At 70.6% G+C, this 20192-nt stretch carries 15 protein-coding genes; 9 read left to right on the top strand and 6 right to left on the bottom strand.

Annotation, left to right across the window (positions count from 1 at the left end; translation table 11 throughout):
- Positions 1-3: 3 nt before the first annotated feature.
- From L3Q67_RS04115 to L3Q67_RS04095, 5 genes are all read right to left on the bottom strand, one after another.
- A complete protein-coding gene (locus tag L3Q67_RS04115) occupies positions 4-489 on the bottom strand; it encodes a DUF6423 family protein (RefSeq protein ID WP_209664563.1) in 486 nt (161 codons plus the stop codon).
- A 263-nt stretch (positions 490-752) separates the two neighbouring features.
- Positions 753-1079: a DUF6235 family protein gene (locus L3Q67_RS04110; protein ID WP_499188269.1), complete on the bottom strand. Its 327-nt coding sequence runs from the start codon at positions 1077-1079 to the stop codon at positions 753-755.
- Positions 1080-1229: 150 nt separating this feature from the next.
- The gene (locus L3Q67_RS04105) at positions 1230-1688 is read right to left on the bottom strand and encodes a hypothetical protein (protein ID WP_499188268.1); all 459 of its coding nucleotides are present in this window, start codon (positions 1686-1688) and stop codon (positions 1230-1232) included.
- 117 nt (positions 1689-1805) lie between these two features.
- Positions 1806-2198 (bottom strand): YchJ family protein, encoded by a 393-nt coding sequence (locus L3Q67_RS04100; protein WP_499188267.1) that lies wholly within the window; start codon positions 2196-2198, stop codon positions 1806-1808.
- 17 nt (positions 2199-2215) lie between these two features.
- Positions 2216-5131 carry an AfsR/SARP family transcriptional regulator gene (locus L3Q67_RS04095; RefSeq protein WP_499188266.1) on the bottom strand — a complete coding sequence of 972 codons (2916 nt, stop codon included), beginning with the start codon at positions 5129-5131 and terminating at the stop codon, positions 2216-2218.
- A 76-nt stretch (positions 5132-5207) separates the two neighbouring features.
- Between L3Q67_RS04095 and L3Q67_RS04090 the strand changes: the two genes are divergently transcribed.
- The 9 genes from L3Q67_RS04090 to L3Q67_RS04050 all read left to right on the top strand — a co-directional run bounded on the left by L3Q67_RS04090 (position 5208) and on the right by L3Q67_RS04050 (position 18675).
- Positions 5208-5981, top strand: a complete 774-nt coding sequence (locus tag L3Q67_RS04090; protein WP_499188265.1) for a Rossmann-fold NAD(P)-binding domain-containing protein — start codon at positions 5208-5210, stop codon at positions 5979-5981.
- A gap of 2 nt (positions 5982-5983) precedes the next feature.
- The gene (locus tag L3Q67_RS04085; RefSeq protein ID WP_499188264.1) at positions 5984-7477 is read left to right on the top strand and encodes an MFS transporter; all 1494 of its coding nucleotides are present in this window, start codon (positions 5984-5986) and stop codon (positions 7475-7477) included.
- A 103-nt stretch (positions 7478-7580) separates the two neighbouring features.
- Positions 7581-9935 carry a class III lanthionine synthetase LanKC N-terminal domain-containing protein gene (locus L3Q67_RS04080; protein ID WP_499188263.1) on the top strand — a complete coding sequence of 785 codons (2355 nt, stop codon included), beginning with the start codon at positions 7581-7583 and terminating at the stop codon, positions 9933-9935.
- An 81-nt stretch (positions 9936-10016) separates the two neighbouring features.
- Positions 10017-10211, top strand: coding sequence for a ferredoxin (locus L3Q67_RS04075; protein WP_209664567.1), 195 nt, complete (start codon positions 10017-10019; stop codon positions 10209-10211).
- Positions 10208-11404: an NAD(P)/FAD-dependent oxidoreductase gene (locus L3Q67_RS04070; RefSeq protein WP_499188262.1), complete on the top strand. Its 1197-nt coding sequence runs from the start codon at positions 10208-10210 to the stop codon at positions 11402-11404. The genes L3Q67_RS04075 and L3Q67_RS04070 overlap by 4 nt, the downstream gene beginning before the upstream one ends.
- Before the next feature lie 119 nt (positions 11405-11523).
- A complete protein-coding gene (locus L3Q67_RS04065) occupies positions 11524-12981 on the top strand; it encodes a PQQ-dependent sugar dehydrogenase (protein ID WP_499188261.1) in 1458 nt (485 codons plus the stop codon).
- A complete protein-coding gene (locus tag L3Q67_RS04060) occupies positions 12974-13906 on the top strand; it encodes a LamG-like jellyroll fold domain-containing protein (protein ID WP_499188260.1) in 933 nt (310 codons plus the stop codon). The genes L3Q67_RS04065 and L3Q67_RS04060 overlap by 8 nt, the downstream gene beginning before the upstream one ends.
- 155 nt (positions 13907-14061) lie before the next feature.
- Entirely contained in the window at positions 14062-16119 is a 2058-nt protein-coding gene (locus L3Q67_RS04055; protein ID WP_499188259.1) for a DNA gyrase/topoisomerase IV subunit B, read from the top strand.
- Positions 16120-16188: 69 nt separating this feature from the next.
- Positions 16189-18675: a DNA gyrase/topoisomerase IV subunit A gene (locus L3Q67_RS04050; protein WP_499188258.1), complete on the top strand. Its 2487-nt coding sequence runs from the start codon at positions 16189-16191 to the stop codon at positions 18673-18675.
- Positions 18676-19153: 478 nt separating this feature from the next.
- Here L3Q67_RS04050 and L3Q67_RS04045 read toward each other — a convergent pair whose 3' ends face one another.
- Entirely contained in the window at positions 19154-19972 is an 819-nt protein-coding gene (locus L3Q67_RS04045; protein ID WP_499188257.1) for a S1 family peptidase, read from the bottom strand.
- Between the last annotated feature and the right edge of the window lie 220 nt (positions 19973-20192).

Raw genomic sequence — 20192 nt, 5'->3', positions numbered from 1 at the left:
TCGTCACCCGACGATGGTCACGGGCACGATCAGCTCGACGACCTGGCGCTGCGGCATGCCGTTGGTGATCAGGCCGTCCAGCGTCTCGGCCGACTTCTCGGCGCTGTCGGTGGCGATGGGGCTGTACCGGGAGTACGCGTAGGCGGGGTTCGTGCCGCCGGTCTCCAGCGTGTAGACCTTCAGCACCGCTTCGCCGGGGCGGACCTCACCGTCGTAGAAGGTCACCCGCCGCTGGTCCGGGGTCATGAAGCTCTTCGCGAACTGGCGCGACATCAGCATGGTGTCGGCGTCGTTGACGATGACCGAGTCCTCGTCGGTGGTGACCTGCATGGCCACCCAGGTCTTGTCGGTCAGGTTGGTCTCGGACTTGATGATCTGCCACCGACCCGGCTCCGGCAGGTTCACCGTGACCGAGACGTCGTGGTCGGTGGTGTCGATCGCGCCGGTGATCATCAGCACCCGGCGGCCGACGTCCGCGACGCCCGCCATTTGAATGTCACGCGCTCGAACACGGCCTGAAACATCGAGGCCGGGAAATTCCGGGTTTTCCGGTGACTCCATTTTAATTACTCCTCGCAATTCCCGGCGAAGAACGCCCCATTTATCAACCGAAACAAAGAGTTTCACATGGTCAGGGGGCTGTCAAGGAGTCGGTTATCCCTCCGATTGGCCGTCATGCGAGAATGTGAAATTCTCATCCGGGGGCCAGCGCGACTAGGCCATTCGGCCCATTGTCGCGGCGTCGGTTCGGGCTAAGCCGCGGCCGGTGGGGCCTCGGGCTCGCCTGCCGCGCCGGGGGGTGTCTCGGGCAGCCCGGCGTCCTCGGGCGTGCCGATGAACACCACGCCGAACGAGTCGAAGTGGTGCAGCCGGATCTTCATCAGCAGCTTCGGCCGGACCCGGACGTAGAACTCCTCGGCCCGTTCGTCGTCATCGATGATCTCGTAGGTGCGGAACACCGAGCCGTCCAGCACGGTGAACAGCGCGGTGTACAGCGCGTTCTTCTCCGCCTGGTACGCGTCGGCCGCCCAGTGCTCGATCACGCGCATCCCGGACCGCAGTCTGGCGCTCATGGTCATCTGGCCGGCCTCCTCCAACGAGCTCCAGCCGATCCTGACAAAGGAGCACGGCGAAGCACGCCCCGAAGCCACCCACTCCCGACCCCAACCGCGTGCACCTACTCATGGTGCACCGCCGGTCACCGAGGGCTTCTTCGATCTTGCGTGCTTTCAGCACATCCGGACTTCGACCGGCCGGCTGAACCGCGTGCGCTTGGACCAGCCCTGTTCGGCACCGATGGCGAGCAGGATGCTGCGGTCGGACGGTGCCCAATAACCGATGCGCTGGAAATACGTTTCCATCGTGCACAGTTTTTCACAGGTGCGTTTCTGGCTGACTATGTCCCAGCCCCATTGGCGCCCGCTGGCCTCGCACCCGTCGCGCCGGACGAACATGCGCGGATTGCCGATCTCGCGGTAGTAGGCGTGCCCGCCGAGAATGCGCAGCCTGCCGTCGATCAGGTAGCTGTGGTTGTCGTTGTAGAGGCTGACCAGCCCGGCGAGTTCGAACTCGACGCTGCCCCCGCTCGACCCGGTCAGCGTCCAGCGCAGGCGGAAGTCCCTGATGCCGTCGTCGTCCTCCGGCGCTTCCACGCCCGTCGCGTTCTCCGGCGCCGTGCTCGGCGACATGTCCGCCTCCCGTCCCGACCGTGGTGTCCGATTTTTACCGTATTGCCACGGAACGGGAATCCACGCGGGCCGCCGGGGGTTTTCACTCGAAGAGGTAGTGACGAATTCTGTTCACGTTCAGCGGGTGCCGAGTGCGGTCAGGTACAGCCACTGCTCGCCGTCACGCAGGAATCGGCTGTTCTCCCGCATCTCGCCGTCCTGCCCGCCGATCCGGTAGCGCGCCACGAATTCCACGGTGCCCTCGCGGTGCAGCAATCCGCCGCCGGTGCGGCCGACGATCTCCAGCGAGGTCCACCGCTGCGCGGGGTCGAACTCGATCGACGGCGGACGGGTGTCCGGGTGCCAGGTCCGCAGCAGGTACTCCTCGTCGGCGACGGCGAACGCGCTGAACCGCGAGCGCATGAGCTGTTCGGCCGTCGCCGCGGTCGCCTCACCGCGGTGCAGGCGGCCGCAGCACCGCGCGTAGGGCTCACCCGTGCCGCAGGGGCACGCCCGGTTCTTCCGTGACATGGGCTGATTGGACCACATCACCCGCCGAGCACCGCGCGGATCCGGTCGACGTCCAGCCGTTCCGCCGCCGGGAGCGGGGCGCCGACCGACTCGCGCAACCCTTCCGCCTCCGCCAGCAGCCGCCGGGCTTCGGCGCGGTCACCGCCGATCGCGGCGGCCCCGGCGAGGCCCTCCAGCGCCAGTGCGACCGCGCGTGGGTCGCCGATGCGGTGCGCGGCGGCCAGGCCGTCGGTGTGCAGGGCCAGCGCCGCGGCCGCGTCACCGCGTTGTTCGGCGACGAACCCGAGTTCGGCGAGCACCAGCGCGAGCCCCGGTTCCCCGTCGACCTGCCGGAGCCAGTCGACCCAGCGGCGCAGGTGCTGCTCGGCGGCGTCCAGGTCGCCCTGCCGCCGGGCGCCGAGCGCCAGCCCGATCTCCGCGAACTCCTCGGCGACCACGTTGGACTGCCGCACGGCCAGCCGCATCGCGCGCCGGTGGTAGTCCGCGGCCTGGGCGTGGTCCCGTTGCAGCAGGGAGATCCGGCCGAGCCCGGACAGCCGGAAGCTCGCGTCGTCGAAGAGCCCCAGTTCCTCCGCCCACCGGAAACCTTCCTCGTGCAGGCGCTTGGCCTTCGGGTAGTCACCGGCGATCTCGGCCAGTTCGGCGAGGCTGTTGGTCGCCTTCAGCAGGCCCCAGCGATCGCCCAGCTCGCGGAACAACGCGTCGGCGGCTTCGGCGTCCCGCTCGGCGTCGGCCAGGTCACCGTGGGCGCGGCTCAGGGTCGCCCGCAGGCTCAGCGCCGCGGCCGTACCCCAGCGATCCCGCTGCGCGCGGAGGTCGGCGAGCGCCTGGTCGTTCAGCTTCGCGGTGGTCGGCAGGTCGCCGAAACCCCGGTGCGCGTAGGCGAGGAACCAGCACAACCGCGCGTCGGCGACGGCTTCGAACTCCACGGCGTGCCCGAGCAGCAGCCGGAAGCCCGTCAGCCACGCTGAGACCTCCGGGGTCGGTGAGGCCAGTTCGAAGGCACGCACGGCTTCGGTGAGCCTGCCGCGCAGGAACCAGTACCAGGCGAGGGAAATCGGCAGGTCCGATGCCTCGGGGGTGGTCTCCAGTGCCGCACGGAGGTTCGCGGTCTCCGCGTCGAGCACTTCGAGCCAGTGCCGCTGCCCGTGCCCGCGCAGGTGTGGCTCGGCGCGGGCGGCCAGGTCCGCGTAGTACCGCCGGTGCCGCTCGCGGACGTCCTCACCGGCTTCGCGCAGCCGCTCCAGCCCGTACGCCTTGACCGTCTCCAGCAGCCGGTACCGCACCCCGGCCGCCGTCTCGACCACCACGACCAGCGACCGGTCGACCAGCCGGGCGAGCACGTCCAGCACGTCCAGCCCGTCACCCCCGCAGACGGCTTCGGCGGCCTCCAGCGTGCAGCCGTCCGCGTGCACCGCCAGCCGGCGCAACACCGCGCGCTCCGGCTCGGACAGCAGCTCCCAGCTCCAGTCGATCACCGCCCGCAGCGTCTTCTGCCGCGCGGGCGCGTCCCGGCGACCGGCGGTCAGCAGCCGGAACCGGTCGTCCAGGCGCGCCGCCAGCTCGGCCACCCCGATCGCCCGCACCCGTGCCGCCGCGAGTTCCAGCGCGAGCGGGATGCCGTCCAGCCGACGGCAGATGCGACGGACCGTGGGGGCGTTCTCGCCGGTCAGCGTGAACCCGGGCGCGCGGGCGGTGAACAACCGCACGGCCGCGTCCTCGTCGAGCGGCGGCACCGGCCACAGCTGTTCACCGGTGATGCCCAGCGGCTCCTGCGTGGTGGTCAGCACCCGCAGGCCGGGCGCGGTCCGCAGCAGCCGTTCGGTCAACTCGGCGACCGGGCCGACCACGTGCTCGCAGTTGTCGAACACCAGGAGCAGGCGATTGCCCCGCAGCGCGGCGGCCAGCCGCCCGGCCGGATCCACCGGCCCGCCCGCGACCGGCGGCAGCTCGGCCAGCCCCAGCGCGGCCGAGGTGACCCCGGCGACCTCGGTGGCTCCCGCCAGTTCGACCAGCCACACCCCGTCCGGGAACGCCTGCCGCCGGGCCACCTCCACCGCGAGCCGGGTCTTGCCGACCCCGCCCGGCCCGGTGAGTGTGACCAGCCGCGACGCCGACAGCAGCGCGCCGACCTCGGTCAGCGCGCGGTCCCGGCCGACCAGTCCGGTCAGCGGCGCGGGCAGTGGATCCGGCGTCACCGCCAGCACGCGGTCCTGCCGCAGGATCGCCTGGTGCAGCTCGGCCAGCTCCGGGGACGGATCGAGGCCGAGCTCGTCGGCGAGGCGTTCGCGCAGGTCGGTGTAGGTGTCGAGGGCTTCGCTCTGCCGTCCCGCCCGGTACAGCGCACGCATCCGGACCGCCCGCAGGCGCTGCCGCAAAGGGTGCTCGGCCACCAGCCCGGCCACCTCGCCGAGCACCTGCTCACCGAGGTCCAGCCGGACTTCGAGGTGGTCTTCGACGGCGAGCAGCCGCGCTTCGGTCAGTTCGGTGATCGCCGCAGTGGCGAACGGCTCGTCGAAATCGGCGAACGCGGGACCGCGCCACAGCCCCAGCGCTTCCTCCAGCAACTCCGCCCGTGCCCGCAGGTCGGCGGTGTCGCGAGCGCGGGCGTGCAGCGCGCGGAACCGCTCGGCGTCCACCGACCCGGCCCGCAGCAGGTAACCCGGCGAACGGGAAAGCACCAGCTCCTTCCCTCCCGGCTCGCCCGCCGCGAGCGCCTGCCGCAGGCGCGAGACCTTGAGCCGCAGCGCGCCACCCGGATCGGCGGGCAGCCGTTCGCCCCACAGCCCGTCCAGCAGGGTTTCCCGCGACACCACCCGTCCCTTGTGGACGAGCAGGAGGGCCAGCAGCGCGCGCACCTTCGACTCCGGCACCGGCACCGGCTCGCCGCCGTCCGTCCACACCGCCAGCGGGCCCAGCACTCCGAAGCGCACGCCGACACGCTAACCGACACGATTCCGACACGGCCGCCGCGCAGGCTCGGTCCCATCAACCGAGATGGGAGCGAACATGAACAGGACAGCCAGGACAGCCAGAACAGCACTGGTCACCGGGGGCAGCCGGGGCATCGGGCGGGCCATCGCGCGCCGCCTGGTCCGCGACGGCGCGGTGGTCGCCGTGCACTACGGCAGTGACGAGGCGGCGGCCAAGCAGACCGTCGCGCTGATCGAGGAAGACGGCGGGGTGGCCTTCACCCTGCGCGCCGAACTGGGCGTGCAGGGGGACGCCGAGGCGTTGTGGGCCGCCTTCGACGAGCGGATCGGGGAGTTCGCCGAGCGCCCCGGGGTGGACGTGCTGGTGCTCAACGCCGGGGTGTCCGCCAACGGCCGCATCCACGAGGTGGACGAGGCGAGCTACGACCGGGTGTTCGCGGTCAACGTGAAGGCGCCGTTCTTCCTCATCAAGCACGGCCTGGACCGCCTGCGCGACGGCGGCCGGATCGTGACGATCTCCTCCGGCGTCACCAAGGTGGCCTTCCCGGCGATGACCGCCTACGCGGCGACCAAGGGCGCGCTGGAGGCGCTCACCTTCACCCTCGCGCAGGACCTCGGCGCCCGCGGGATCACCGTCAACGCGGTCGCCCCGGGAACCATCGAGACCGACATCCACCCGTGGATGGCCGATCCGGTGGCGAAGGCCGTGGCAGCCAAATTCTCCGTGTTCGACCGCGTCGGCCGGCCCGACGACGTCGCCGAGGTGGTCGGTTTCCTCGCCTCCGAGCAAGCCCGGTGGATCACCGGTCAGGTGCTCGACGCCAGCGGCGGCTCCGGGCTGGGGATCTGACCATGACCGGGACCGCACTGTCCGAAAAGGACGAACGGGCCGGGGTGAAGCAGTGGGCGGGCTTGGCGCTGCTGCTGCTCCCGGTCACCCTGATGACGGCCGACCTCGGGGTGCTGTGGCTGGCCACCCCGCACCTGACCGCCGACCTGCGCCCCAGCAGCGGGCAACTGCTCTGGATCACCGACATCTACGGCTTCATGACCGCCGGGTTCCTGGTCGTCATGGGCACGCTCGGCGACCGGCTCGGCCGCCGCAGGCTGCTCCTGGCCGGTTCGGCGGGCTTCATCGCGGCCTCCCTGCTGGCCGCCTACGCGAATTCGCCGGAACTGCTGATCGCCGCCCGCGCGGTGCTCGGGGTGGCCGGGGCGGCGGTGCTGCCGTCGACGCTGGCCCTGATCAGCCACCTGTTCACCGATCCGCGTCAGCGGGCGACGGCGATCGCCATGTGGGTCACCGCGTTGTCGGCCGGGGTGGCGCTCGGGCCGGTGGCAGGCGGGGTGCTGCTCGAGCACTTCTGGTGGGGCTCGGTGTTCCTGATGGGCGTGCCGATCATGGTGCTGGCACTGGTCGCCGCGCCGGTGCTGCTGCCGGAGTACCGCGATCCCGGTGCCGGGCGGCTCGACCCGCTGAGCGTGGTGTTGTTCCTGGCCGCCGTGCTGCCGGTGGTCTATGGCGTCAAACGGCTCGCCGAACATGGTCCACAATGGATTGTGTTGGGGGCGCTCGTGACCGGCGTCGCGTTCGGCTGGTGGTTCGCCCGCCGTCAGCGGAGTTCGGCGGCGCCGCTGCTGGACCTGCGGTTGTTCGCCGATCGCACGTTCGCCACCGCGCTGGTGGTGCTGCTGCTCGGGCTGATGGCGCTCAACGGGGTCGAATACCTGGTGCCGCAGTACCTGCAGTTCGTGACCGGGCTGTCGCCGATGGAAACCGCGTTGTGGCTGCTGCCCGGTGCCGCCGGGCTGATCGTGGGTTCGCAGCTGACACCGGTGCTCGCCGCCCGGCTCCGGCCCGCCTACGTGATCGCGGCGGGCCTGGCGGTGGCGTTGCTCGGCCTGGCCGCGATGGCGGTGGCCTCCGGGGTGGCGGTGGCGGCTTTCGGGCTCACCGTGGTGATGTTCGGCGTCGCGCCGATCACCGTGCTCGGCACCTCGCTCGCGGTCAGCGCGGCTCCACCGGAGAAGGCGGGCGCGGCGGCCGCCACCGGCCAGACCGCCTACGACCTCGGGCTGGCGCTGGGCATCGCGGTCACCGGCAGCGTCGCCGTGGCCGTGTACCGGGGAGAAGTCGTCACGCCGGGTGCCGAAGACACCATCGGCGGCGCCCTCACCACAGCGGCCGAGCTGCCACCCGGCCAGGCGGCCGCCCTGCTCGACGAGGCCGAAACCGCCTTCACCACGGGTTTCCAGGCCGCGGCGATGGTCAGCGGCGCGCTCGCGCTGGTCCTCATCGCGCTGGTGCTCACCGCACTGCGCCACCTGCGCCCGGCGAGTTCCTGACCCACACCAGTGTTATTCGTCAAAGCGGTGTTGGACCGTTCGGCGCCTGGACGCGAAATGCCCGATGTGCGGGAATTTCGGGGAAGGGGGTCAGTGCGCGAAAATGGCAGACGAAGTGCTCGACCGGCTCGGGGAAATCACCGAGGGCCGGCAGCTCGCAGTGCACGGGAAGTGGGCCTCGGTCCGTGCGCCTGGCACCCGGATCCCGTTGCAGGGCTGGAAGATCCACGTGTCCGCCCGGCCGGTGACGCTCGGGCAGACCGTCGAACTGGTGTTGCCGGTCCTGCTCGCCGCGGAATGCGAATTCTCCGTGGTGCGGTCGGCGCGCGTGCTGCGCGAGCTGAACGCGGGCGATTCGGCCACCGGCCACGCGCTGACCGTGCACGCCGCCGACGAGGTGGCCGTCCGGCTGATCGCGGACCTGGCCACGGCGCTCACCGGACTGGCCGCCCCCGAAGTCACCGGGGCACGCCGGTTCCGGCCGGACGCCCCGGTGTACTACCGCTTCGGCTCGTTCACCCCGCAGTTCCGGGTGGACGAGTACGGCGAGTTCGAAGCGGTGGTGCGCGGGCCGGGCGGGGAGGTGGTGCCGGAGGCGGCCGGTTCACCGCCGTGGGCGCACGACCCGTTCCCCCGCGCCGATCCGGTCGCCGAAACCGGGCGGATCGGCCGCTACCGCGTGGTCTCCGGCCCGCACGGGAACGTCTACCGGGCCCTGGGGGTGTCCGGTGACCCCGTGGTGGTCAAACGAGCCCGCGCGTTCGTCGGGGAGGACGACGAGGGCATCGACCTGCGCTGGCAGTTGCGCAACGAACGCCGGGTGCTGCAGGCGCTCGCGGGCGTCGACGGGGTGCCGAGCCTGCTCGACCACTTCCGCATCGACGAGAACGAGTACCTGGTCACCACCGACGCGGGGGACCGGAGCCTCGCCGAGGCCGGGCCCGTCCGCCGCGTCGGGCCGCTGGCCGCGCACCTGGTCGGCGTGCTCGACGCCGTGCACGCCCGCGGGGTGGTCGTCCGCGACCTGTCCCCGAAGAACGTGGTGCTCGGCGACCGCGGGTGCACGCTGGTCGACTTCGGCACCAGCCGCTACGACGGGTACCAGCTGCCCGGCTGGACGCCCGGCTACAGCGTGCCGGACCAGTGCACCGATCGCGCGGCCGTGCCCGAGGACGACTACTTCTCCCTCGGCGCCACCCTGTTCTTCGCCGCGACCGGCCTGGACCCGGTCACCGCCGACCCCGATCCGCTGCGCAACCTCGACCGCACGCTGCTGGCCTACCGGCGCGTCGAGTCCGGCGGCCTGGTGCCGCGACTGCTCAGCCTCGATCCGGCGCAGCGCACCGCCGCGGTCGCCGGCGTCCGCGCGGGCCGGCGTCGTCGCGCGCCCCGGTGGACTTCCGACGGGCCGGAGATCACCCCGGAACTGCTCGAATCGGCCATCGACTTCACCGTGGCCGAATGCGTGCGGCACGCCGAGGAACTGGTCGAGACCGAGCCGCTGGCCACCAACGTCCACCGCGGGACCGCCGGGATCGGCATGGAGCTGCTCCACCACCCCGGCGGGGAGGCCGTCGCGCGCGAGCTGGCGCGCCGGACCGTCGAGCGCCCGCCACCGGCGCCCCCGCCGAACGGACTGTTCTCCGGCCGCACCGGCACCGCGTTGTTCCTGGCCACCGCCGGACTGCCCCAGCCGACGCTCGAACTGGCCGCGGACGAAGGCCAGGACTACGTGCACGGCGCGGCCGGTATCGGCATCGGCCACCTGCTGCTGCAGTCCGTGGCCGAGCGCTCGGAGAACTTCACCATCGCCGACGAGTGCGCCCGCCTGCTCCTGACCGACACCGGCACCGAGCGCGGGTACGCCAGGGGGCACGCCGGGATCGCCACCTTCCTGCTCGCCCACCACCGCGCCACCGGTGATCCCGCCACCGGCTCGGCCGCCATCCGGCTGTTCGGCCTGCTGCGCGCCGAGGTGGCCGAGCGGACCAGGGTGCTGCGCCGCCGGACCGCGCCCGCGAGGGCCGCCACCTGGTGGGAGGGCATGGCCGGGCTCATCCCGCCGCTGCTGGCGGCCGCGCGGGCCTACGGCGACACCCGCTACCTGGACCTGGCCAAGGAGGGGGCGCGGGCCTGCCTGAGCGCGGCACCGCGCGTGCCGTCGGTGTGCCAGTCCCACGGCCTGGCGGGGATCGGCGAAACGCTGGTCGACGTCGCGCTGGCCACCGGGGACGACGAGTTCTGGGCCGGGGCCGCCCGGGTCGCCGAACTGGTCCTCCTCCGGTCCGGCGGCGGCTACGACAAGCCGCTGTTGCCCGGTGACGGGAGCTGGGCGGGCGGCGCCGCCGGGGTGCTCGGGTTCCTGCGCAGGCTCCACGAGCGGGCCGGGCCGCGGCCGTGGACCCCCGAGTGGTCGCCACCGCGGGCACTCACGCCGGGACAACCCGATCCGCGATAGCGTGTGACCCGAACCCGACACTGGGAATGTTGCGACGTTCCGGTGGAAACAATGGTTCTCCCGAGGAGGACGGAGGCGCCGATGAAGATCACGATCGACCGCGACCGCTGCTGTGGCGCGGGCCAGTGTGTGCTCGCCGCACCCGACGTGTTCGACCAGGACGACGAAGAAGGCCTGGTCATCGTGCTGCAGGAGTCGCCGGCTCCCGAGCAGCACCAGGCGGTCCGCGAAGCGGCTTCGGTCTGCCCGACCGCCACGATCGAAGTCACCGAGTGAGCGTTGTCGTTGTCGGCGCCTCGGCCGCCGGTTTCGCCACGGCCGAGGGACTCCGCCGCAACGGCTACGACGGGGCGCTCACCCTGGTGGGCGCCGAACCGGAACTGCCCTACGACCGCCCGCCGCTGTCCAAGCAGGTGCTCACCGGGTCGTGGGAGGCCGACCGCATCCGGTTGTGCCGGCCCGACAAGGCCACCGAACTCGGCCTCGACCTGCGCCTGGGCACCCCGGCGGCCGGGCTGGACACTGCCACGAGGCAACTGGCGCTGACCGACGGCAGCGTGCTGCCCTACGAGCAGCTGGTGCTCGCCACCGGCGTCGTGCCGCGGCCGTTCCCGGGGACCGGCGGCCTGCGTGGCCTGAGGACGCTGCGCACGCTCGAGGACTCCCTCGCGCTGCGTGCCGAACTGGCTCCCGGCTCACGGCTCGTGGTGATCGGTGCGGGCTTCCTGGGCACCGAGATCGCCGCTGCCGCCCGCACGCTGGGTGCCGAGGTGTGGCTGGTCGAGCCGGAGCCCGTGCCGCTCGGCATCGCGGTGGGCACGGCGGTCGGCGAATTCGTCGCCGGGCTGCACCGCGAGCACGGCGTCCACCTGCACACCGGGCCGGCCGCCGCGGTCCGCGACTTCAAGGTGAACGCGGGCACGGTCGAAGCCGTGGTGCTCGCGGACGGTACGGAACTGCGCTGCGACCTGGCGGTCGTGGCGATCGGCTCGGTGCCGGCCACCGGCTGGCTGGCCGGGTCCGGGCTCACGCTCGGTGACGGCATCGAGTGCGACGCCCACTGTTCGGCCGCACCCGGGGTGTACGCCGCCGGGGACGTCGCGTCGTGGTTCCACGAGCGGGCCGGGGTCCGGGTCCGCCTGGAACACCGCACGAACGCGACCGAACAGGGCCTGTACGTGGCCAAGGCGCTGCTGGGGCAGGCGGGCGAGCCGTTCACCCCGGTGCCCTACTTCTGGTCCGACCAGTACGACACCAAGATCGTCGCCTTCGGCCTGCTGCGCGGGGCGGACGAGGTCAGGGTGGTCGAGGGCGCGATCGCCGATCGTGAGTTCGTCGCCTTGTACCGCAGGGGAAACCGGCTGACCGGGGTGCTCGGGGTGCGCCGCGCCAAGTCCGTGCGCCAGTGGCGGGCGCTGCTCGCCGCCGGGTCCGGTTGGGACGAAGCGCTGGCGGACAGTCCGAAGTAGACCGGTGTCCGCAATCGGACAGCTCGGCGGCCCATCCTTGCCCTGACCGGGCCCCGCTGGGTAATGTCAGCTTCCGCTGGTCTTTGAAAGCGCTTTCACGACGTCGTGGGAGGTAGCTGATGAGCGGAAGTTCGAGGCCCGCGCGCTGGTTGCTCACCGTGTTCACGGTGCTGCTGCTGACCGCGCCGCCCGCGCTCGCGCAGCAGGACGACCCGATCACCGACCCGTTCCCGGAGGACCCGGCCCTCGCCGATTTCGGCCTGGTGCTCGAAGAAGTGGTCCAGATGCCGAAGACCGAGGCGGTGCCGCCGACCCCGGACGCCCGGATGCGGCGCCACGCCAGGATCAACTACGTCGGCGAGGTCCCCGACGGCTCCGGGCGGCTGTACGTGCCCGACCTCAACGGCAGGATGTACCTGCTGCAGGACGGCGTGCCCCAGGTGTACCTGGACGTGGGGAACACCTTCGAACCGGACTTCTGGTCCCACCGCGGCCTGGGCAGCGGCTTCGGCTTCGTCGCGTTCGACCCGGAATTCGCCAGGAACGGCCGGTTCTACACCACCCACACCGAGGCGGACGCCGCGCTGACCACCAAGCCGCCGGACCTCTGGCCGCAGCCGAACACGGTCATCCACAGCGTGGTCACCGAGTGGACCGCCGACGATCCCACCGCACCGGTTTTCCGCGGTACCAAACGGGAAATGCTGCGGATCGGGTTCATGAGCTACATCCACGCGATCCAGCAGATCGGCTTCAACCCGGTGGCGAAGCCAGGAGCCGAGGACTACGGCCTGCTCTACCTGGCCGTCGGGGACGGCGGACGCGGGGTGAGCAGCGACGACCCGCAGAACCTGGCCGTGCCCCAGGGCAAGATTCTGCGCATCGACCCACGCGGCACCGACAGCGCGAACGGCAAGTACGGCATCCCGCCGGTGAACCCGTTCGTCGGTCAACCGGGTGCGCTCGGCGAGATCTACGCCTACGGTTTCCGCGACCCGCACCGGTTCAGCTTCGACACCGGCGGCCGCAACCGGCTCTACGTCGGCAGCATCGGCGAGCACGAGATCGAGTCCATCTACGACGTGCGCGAAGGCGACAACCTCGGCTGGGGCGAGCGCGAAGGCCCATTCGTGTTCAAGCGATCCGACAAGTGCAACCTCTACCCGCTGCCCGCCGACGACGCGAAGTACCGCTACACCTACCCCGTCGCCGCCTACGACCACGACCCGCCGCCCGGCCTGCCGTGCGGGGCCGACAGCGGGCACGCGGTGGCCGGTGGTTTCGTCTACCGCGGCAGCGACATTCCCGACCTGCAAGGGAAATATCTGTTCGGCGACCTCGTCGACGGCCGCATCTGGTACACCGAATCCGGCGAGATGCGGCACGGAGTCAGAAGGCTGGCCACCATGCACCAGTTACGGTTGTTCGACACCGCGGGCACCGAGAAGACGATGGCCGACTTCGCCGGGGACAAGCGGATCGACCTGCGCTTCGGCGTCCAGGAATCCGGTGAGATGTTCATCCTCGCCAAGGCGAACGGCAAGATCTGGCGCATCGTAGAAGTGAAGCATGTCTAGGCGGGCGGTAGCGGGTGCGCTCGTGGTGCTCGGCTGCCTCTCGCTGACCACCCCGGCCTCGGCGGCCTCCGAGTACGTGCTGCCGTCGCTCAAGCCCGACCTCGTCGCCTACTACGACTTCGAGCACCCGGTGCCCGGGGCTCCGGGGCGCGAGCAGGACCAGGGCTTCTCCGGCACCACGCTGGACCTGGTCAACGGGGGCGAGCGGATGCGGACGCCGGGCGGTGCCCACCCGGCCAGCGCGACGCACCTCACGACGAAGCAGGTCACGCCGGAAGCGCCGGGCAACGACGACTGGAAGGCCGGGCTCTACTCGCCGACCGGGGTGCCGAGCATGCGCGCGTTCAACGCGGTGCGCGAGACCACCGTGATGGGCTGGTTCCGGATGTCGGCGGACAACCCGGCACCGAACTCCAACACGCCGGCACCCGGCGACTTCTACAACGCCGTCGGCCTCGCCGGTGTGCTCTCGGGCACATCGGACGGCCACGGCGTGCGGGCGCTGCTGGAGCTGATCCAGGTTAACGGCGAGTTGAAGGTGGTCGCGCTCGGTCGCCGACTCGACAGCGGAGCGTCACAGACCTTCGCCGCCCGGGAGGACTGGCGGAGCATCCTGCCCCCGGACGAGTGGGTTTTCCTGGCCGCGACCTTCGACTTCGGCACCGGTGAGATGGCGCTCTACCGCAACGGCAGGCCGCTGCCCGGGTTCTACGTCACCCCGGGTGACCCCTGGCAGCTCGGGGGCCCCGGCCCGCACGTCAGCTCGCCGACCGATCCCCGCGGCATCAAGATCGGCGGCAGCTTCCCGCAGGACGACCGGGAGGCGAACCCGTGCGACTGCGGGTTCGACAGCCTGATGTTCCTCGACCGCGCGGTGACCCGCTGGGAGGTGCTCTCGCAGTACCATCGCGCGGTGCGTGGGTGAGTTCGGCTCGCTCCGGCTGACACGCGGGTACCCTCTGACCGAACATATGGTCGGGGGTGCCCGCTAGTCTCGAGTGGGGTGAGTCGCCGCCGCGCGCCACCCCGCATGTCGAGATCAGGCGTGCCTCGCACGCCGTGAGCTGGGAGAACGACCCTGTGACTGCTTCTGCTGAGTCCCTCTACGGGGCAGACGACCTCACCCACCTGGAGGGTCTGGAAGCGGTCCGGAAGCGGCCCGGCATGTACATCGGGTCCACCGACAGCCGTGGTATCAACCACCTGTTCGCCGAGGTGGTGGACAACTCCACGGACGAGGGGGTGGCCGGGCACGCCACGAAGATCGTGGTCACCCTGCACGCCGACGGCAGCGTCCAGGTCGACGACGACGGCCGCGGCATCCCCACCGGCGTGCACGCCAAGTCCGGGCTGTCCGGGGTCGAGCTGGTGCTCACCCGGCTGCACGCGGGCGGCAAGTTCGGCGGCTCCGGCTACAAGACCTCCGGCGGCCTGCACGGCGTCGGCGCCTCGGCGGTGAACGCGCTGTCGCACCGGTACGACGTCACCGTCAAGCGTGACGGCAAGGTGCACCAGATGTCGTTCTCGCACGGGAAACCGGGCGTGTTCGAGGGTCCGGGGCCGAAGGCGAAGTTCACCCCGCGCTCCGGCCTGCAGGTCACCGGCAAGATGAAGCGCGGCGAGCGCACCGGCACTTCGACCCGCTACTGGTACGACACGCGCTACTTCGAGAACGGCGCCGCGCTGGACACCGAAGGCGTGCGGAACAAGCTGCGCAACACCGCGTTCCTGGTGCCGGGGGTCACCTACGTGCTGCGCACCGCGGTGGACGACGCGATCAGCGAGGAGACCTTCCACTACCCGGACGGGCTCCGCGACATGGTCGAGTTCCTCTCGCCGGACAACGAAAAGCCGGTCTCCGGCACGCTGCTGATCACCGGTGAGGGCACCTACCGCGAGAACGCCGCCGACGAGAACGGCGTGATGCAGTCCAAAGTGGAGCGCCGCGCCGAGGTGGAGGTGGCGCTGCGCTGGGGCACCGGCTACGAGCGCACGGTGGAGTGCTTCACCAACACCATCCGCAACGTGCACGGCGGCACGCACAAGCGCGGTTTCGACCGCGCCGTGGTGAAGTCGGTCAACGAGGCGGTGTCGAAGACGCGCGGGCTGCTCAAGCCCAAGGAGGACCCGCCGACCCTCGAGGACGTGCTCGAGGGCATGACCGCGGTGGTCCACGTGCGCCTGCCCGAACCGCAGTTCACCTCGCAGACCAAGGACGAACTGTCCACCGCGGGCATCACGAAGGTGATCCAGGGTGTGGTGGAGCGCCACATCAAGGCGTGGACCGAGGACCGCCGCACCAAGACCGAAGCCAAGACGGTGCTGCAGAAGATCGTCGACGCCTCCCGCGTGCGGCTGACCCAGAAGCAGCAGAAGGACGCCGCGCGCCGGAAAACCGCGCTCGAAGGCGCCGCGATGCCGCCGAAACTGGTCGACTGCCGCTCCACCGGCGTCTCCCGAGCCGAGCTCTTCCTCGTGGAAGGCGACAGCGCCCTCGGCTCGGCGCGAATGGCCAGAGTGTCCGAATACCAAGCATTGTTGCCTCTGCGCGGCAAGATCCTCAACGTGCAGAAGGCCAGTCTCGGCGACACGCTGAAGAACGCCGAGATCGCCTCGATCGTGCAGGTGCTCGGCGCCGGTACCGGGCGCACCTTCGACCTGCCCGCGATGCGCTACGGCCGGGTCATCCTGATGGCCGACGCCGATGTGGACGGTTCGCACATCCGGACGCTGCTGATCACCCTGTTCGCCAAGTACATGCGGCCGGTGATCGAGGACGGCAGGCTCTACGCCGCGATGCCGCCGCTGCACAAGGTGGTCACCAAGGGCCGCAACCCGGAGACCATCTTCACCTTCACCCAGCGCGAGATGGAGAGCACGGTGAAGCGGCTGGAGGCGGCGGGCAAGCAGATCGTCACGCCGGTGCCGCGGTTCAAGGGGCTCGGCGAGATGGACGCCGACGAACTGTGGGACACCACGATGAACCCGGCCACCCGCTCGGTCCGCCGGATCACCCTCGACGACGCCGAAGCCGCCGAAGCCGCGCTCGAACTGCTGATGGGCGAGAAGGTCGAACCGCGCCGGAACTGGCTCGTCGAGTCCTCGCACCGGGTCGACCAGGAAGCCATCGACGCGTAACTCGCGTCGATCCCACTGTCTTTTCCGGGGGCCCGGGGGCGTCCCCCGAGGGGATTTACAAGGAGAGAAATGGCTCGCCGCAAGGGAACCACGACCAAGATCGACCCGTCGGCCTTCGACAGGGCAGGCGCGAACGTCTACGACAACCCGGTCAAGACCGAGATCGAAGACTCGTACCTGGAGTACGCCTACTCGGTCATCCACTCGCGCGCGCTGCCCGACGCGCGCGACGGGTTGAAGCCGGTGCACCGCCGCATCCTGTTCTCGATGAGCGAGAACGGCTACCGCCCGACGCACGCCTACGTGAAGTCCTCGCGCGTGGTCGGCGACGTGATGGGCAAGTACCACCCGCACGGCGACACCGCGATCTACGACGCGATGGTCCGCATGGCGCAGGACTTCTCGATGAACGTGCCGCTGGTCGACGGGCACGGCAACTTCGGCAGCCCGGACGACGGCCCGGCGGCGAGCCGGTACACCGAGGCGCGGATGTCGCGCGAGGCCATGCTGCTGGTCGGCGAACTCGGCGAGGACACCGTCGACTTCCGGCCCAACTACGACGGTTCGCTGGCCGAGCCGTCGGTGCTGCCCGCGGCGTATCCGAACCTGCTGGTGAACGGGACCTCCGGGATCGCCGTCGGCATGGCGACGAACATGATCCCGCACAACATGTTCGAGGTGATCACCGCCGCGCGCTGGCTGATCAACCACCCGAACGCCACGCTCGACAAGCTGATGGAGTTCGTGCCCGGGCCGGACCTGCCCACCGGCGGCATGCTGCTGGGCCTGGACGAGGTGCGCAAGGCCTACGAAACCGGCCGCGGCGTGGTGCGCATGCGTGCCAAGGTCGAGACCGGTCCGCTGGAGGGCAGCCGCGGTCGCCAGGCGATCACCGTCACCGAACTGCCCTACGGCGTCGGCACCGAGCGGATCATCGAGAAGATCACCGACGAGGTCAACAAGTCCAAGCGGCTCACCGGCATCGCCGACGTCAAGGACCTGACCGACCGCGAGAACGGCACCCGGCTGGTGATCGAGTGCAAGGTCGGGGTGAACCCGCAGGCGCTGCTCGCCGACCTGTACCGGCTGACGCCGCTGGAGCAGTCGTTCGGCATCAACAACCTGGTGCTGGTCGACGGCCAGCCGCGCACGCTCGGGCTGAAGGCGCTGCTGGAGGTGTTCCTGGCGCACCGGTACGAGGTGGTCACCCGGCGGACGAAGTACCGCCGCCGCAAGCGCGAGGAACGGCTGCACCTGGTCGAGGGCCTGCTCAAGGCGCTGCTGAACATCGACAAGGTGATCCGGCTGATCCGGAACAGCGACAACGCGCAGGAGGCCAAGGACGGCCTGATGACGCAGTTCAAGCTGTCCGAGATCCAGGCGACCTACATCCTGGACACGCCGCTGCGCCGGCTGACCAAGTACGACCGGCTGGAGCTGGAAGCCGAGCAGGACAAGCTCCGCGAGGAGATCGCGGAGCTGACCCTCATCCTCGACGACGACGCCGTGCTCAAGAAGGTGGTTTCCACCGAGCTGGGCAAGATCGCCAAGGAGTTCTCCAGCGAGCGGCGGACCGCGTTGATCGACGGTGACCTCAAGGAGGTGCTCGCCGCCTCGAAGCCGGCCGGGCCGCTGGAGGTTGCCGACGACCCGTGCCAGGTGATCCTGTCCGCCACCGGCCTGGTGGCGCGGACGGCGGCCGAGTCGGAGGAGGTCTCCGAAGGACGGCGGCGCAACGGCCGCGCCCGGCATGACGCGGTCGCGGCCGTGGTGCACTCGACGGCGCGCGGGCAGATCCTGCTGGTCACCAGCCGGGGGCGGGCGTTCAAGACCGACGTGCTGCCGTTGCCGGTGCTGCCGGAACAGGTCGGCACGGTGTCGCTGCGCGGGGGCATGGCGGCGAGTGAACTGGTGCCGCTGGAGAAGGGTGAACGGGTGATCGGCGTGGCGCCGCTGGGCGAGCAAGCCGCCGGTTCGCCGGGTCTCGCGCTCGGCACGCGCAACGGCGTGGTGAAGATCTGCGCGCCGGAGTGGCCCGTGCGGTCCGACGAGTTCGAGGTGATCTCGCTCAAGGACGGCGACGAGGTGGTCGGCGCGACCTGGCTTGCCGATGGGTCCGAGACGCTGGCTTTCCTGACGTCGCAGGCATCCCTGCTGCGGTACTCGGCTTCGCTGGTGCGGCCGCAGGGACTCAAGAGCGGTGGCGTGGCCGGGATCAACGTGGGCGCGGACTCGCGGGTGGTGTTCTTCGCCGCGGTGCGCACGGACGACAACGAGCACGGCGAGCCCCTGGTGGTCACGGCGACCGGGCAGAGCGTGAAGGTGACCCCGTTCGAGGAGTACCCGGCGAAGGGCCGGGCCACGGCCGGCGTGCGGGCCCACCGCTTCCTGAAGGGCGAAACCGGCCTGGTCGTCGGCTGGATCGGCTCGCGCCCCGCCGGCTCCTCGAACAGCGGCTCGCCCGTCGAACTCCCCGACCCCGACCCCCGCCGAGACGGCTCCGGCGCCCCCCACCCCGGCCCCGACGTAATCGGCCACCTAATAGAACGAGGCTGACCCACCCGCCCCAACGCGCCCCTCACCCACCCAACGTGGGACTCAGCTGCCTGAGTGTGGACTTCGGCTACCCGAACGTGGAACTCGGCTGCGGGAGTGTGGGGACTCGGGCGCCCGGGTGTGGCGTTCGGGTTCCCGAGCGTGGGGCTCGCCTGCCCGAACGCGGACTTCGGCTGCCTGAGTGTGGAACTCAGGCGCCCGAACGTGGAACTCGCGTGCCTGAGTGTGGACTTCGGCTGCCTGAGTGTGGGACTCGGAAGCAGCTGAGGTCGACGCTCGTGCAGCCGAGTTCTACGTTCAGGTAGCCGAACTCCACGTTCGTGCAGCCGAAACCCTCACTCGTGCAGCCGAAACCTGCGCTCGGGTGGCTGAGTTTTGCGTTCGGGTGCCGGGGTCCTTGTGGGGGGTGAAGTCACGAATGTGGCTTTCGGGACGTGGAACGTCTCGAAAGCCACATTCGTGACACCCGACGTAGGGGTTAGATGTTGTTCGCGGCCGAGGCGATGGCGGAGGCGAAGGTGCTCACCTCGGTGTAGACGCCCGGCTTCTTGGCCAGTGCGCAACCCTCGCCCCAGCTGACGATGCCGACCTGGATCCACGCGTTGTTGTTGTCGCGGCGGAACATCGGGCCGCCCGAGTCGCCCTGGCAGGTGTCGGTGCCACCGGTGGCCCACACGCCGGCGCAGATCTCGGCGGCGTCGATCAGGCCGGAGTAGCTGCCACCGGCCGAGCGGCACTGGGTGTCACTGATGAACGGGACCTTGGCCTTGAGCAGGTACCGCTGCTGCGCCCCGCCCTGGGTGGCGGCGCCCCAGCCGGCGACGTCGAAGGTGCCGCTGTTGTACGCGTTGGTCGTCGCGATCGGCAGCAGCGGGACGTTGTTCACCGGCGAGGCCAGCTTGATCAGCGCCCAGTCACCACCGGTGGACGTCGGGTACGTCGGCGAGCGGTACACGTAGGTGGACTTCACCTTTATGGCGCTGGAGCTCTGCAGGTCCACCACACCGAGCGTCGCGGTGATGCTGGTGTTGGCGCCCGTCCGGCTGACGCAGTGCGCCGCGGTCAGCACCACGTTCGGCTTGTACAGCGCCCCGCCGCAGCCCATGGAGAGCCGCACCATCCACGGGAACTCGCCCTGCGCCGCCCTGGTGCCGCCGACCACCGTCGGCTGCACGCCGCCGTCCGGCGTGGGAGGCGAGGCGACCGCCGGCGCGGTGGCGAGGCCGAATGCCGTCGCGGCCCCGGCCACGACGATCGCGGACTTTTTGAGCAGACTGGCCCACCTGCTGGTCTTCATTCGGGCGTTCCTTCCGGTGACCGCTGGAAGCGGGGAGGGGGAGGAGAAGTGTGACCGGTTGACTACAGCAGAATTGATTCCCCGGAAGTACCGACTTTCCGGTGGTTTTTTCCCGGTAACGTACCCGCTACGCCTTGTGGGTGACCAACCTCGGCCAAGAGGCCAGGTCAGGCGGGCTTAAGCAGGGCTTCAGCGGCGTGCCTAGGATGCCGCGGGCCGT

Origin of the sequence: Saccharothrix sp. AJ9571 (assembly GCF_021725495.1) — a bacterium.
GTDB lineage: Bacteria > Actinomycetota > Actinomycetes > Mycobacteriales > Pseudonocardiaceae > Amycolatopsis > Amycolatopsis magusensis.
This window is presented reverse-complemented; position numbering and strand designations above follow the sequence as displayed.

What these genes read in the sequence shown, in the direction of transcription:
- L3Q67_RS04090 (WP_499188265.1), top strand. Translation starts at nt 5,208, where the DNA reads ATGAACAGGACAGCCAGGACAGCCAGAACAGCACTGGTCACCGGGGGC.
- L3Q67_RS04110 (WP_499188269.1), bottom strand. Translation starts at nt 1,079, where the DNA reads ATGACCATGAGCGCCAGACTGCGGTCCGGGATGCGCGTGATCGAGCAC.
- L3Q67_RS04100 (WP_499188267.1), bottom strand. Translation starts at nt 2,198, where the DNA reads ATGTCACGGAAGAACCGGGCGTGCCCCTGCGGCACGGGTGAGCCCTAC.
- L3Q67_RS04065 (WP_499188261.1), top strand. Translation starts at nt 11,524, where the DNA reads ATGAGCGGAAGTTCGAGGCCCGCGCGCTGGTTGCTCACCGTGTTCACG.
- L3Q67_RS04045 (WP_499188257.1), bottom strand. Translation starts at nt 19,972, where the DNA reads ATGAAGACCAGCAGGTGGGCCAGTCTGCTCAAAAAGTCCGCGATCGTC.
- L3Q67_RS04080 (WP_499188263.1), top strand. Translation starts at nt 7,581, where the DNA reads ATGGCAGACGAAGTGCTCGACCGGCTCGGGGAAATCACCGAGGGCCGG.
- L3Q67_RS04050 (WP_499188258.1), top strand. Translation starts at nt 16,189, where the DNA reads ATGGCTCGCCGCAAGGGAACCACGACCAAGATCGACCCGTCGGCCTTC.
- L3Q67_RS04105 (WP_499188268.1), bottom strand. Translation starts at nt 1,688, where the DNA reads ATGTCGCCGAGCACGGCGCCGGAGAACGCGACGGGCGTGGAAGCGCCG.
- L3Q67_RS04115 (WP_209664563.1), bottom strand. Translation starts at nt 489, where the DNA reads ATGGCGGGCGTCGCGGACGTCGGCCGCCGGGTGCTGATGATCACCGGC.
- L3Q67_RS04075 (WP_209664567.1), top strand. Translation starts at nt 10,017, where the DNA reads ATGAAGATCACGATCGACCGCGACCGCTGCTGTGGCGCGGGCCAGTGT.
- L3Q67_RS04060 (WP_499188260.1), top strand. Translation starts at nt 12,974, where the DNA reads ATGTCTAGGCGGGCGGTAGCGGGTGCGCTCGTGGTGCTCGGCTGCCTC.
- L3Q67_RS04085 (WP_499188264.1), top strand. Translation starts at nt 5,984, where the DNA reads ATGACCGGGACCGCACTGTCCGAAAAGGACGAACGGGCCGGGGTGAAG.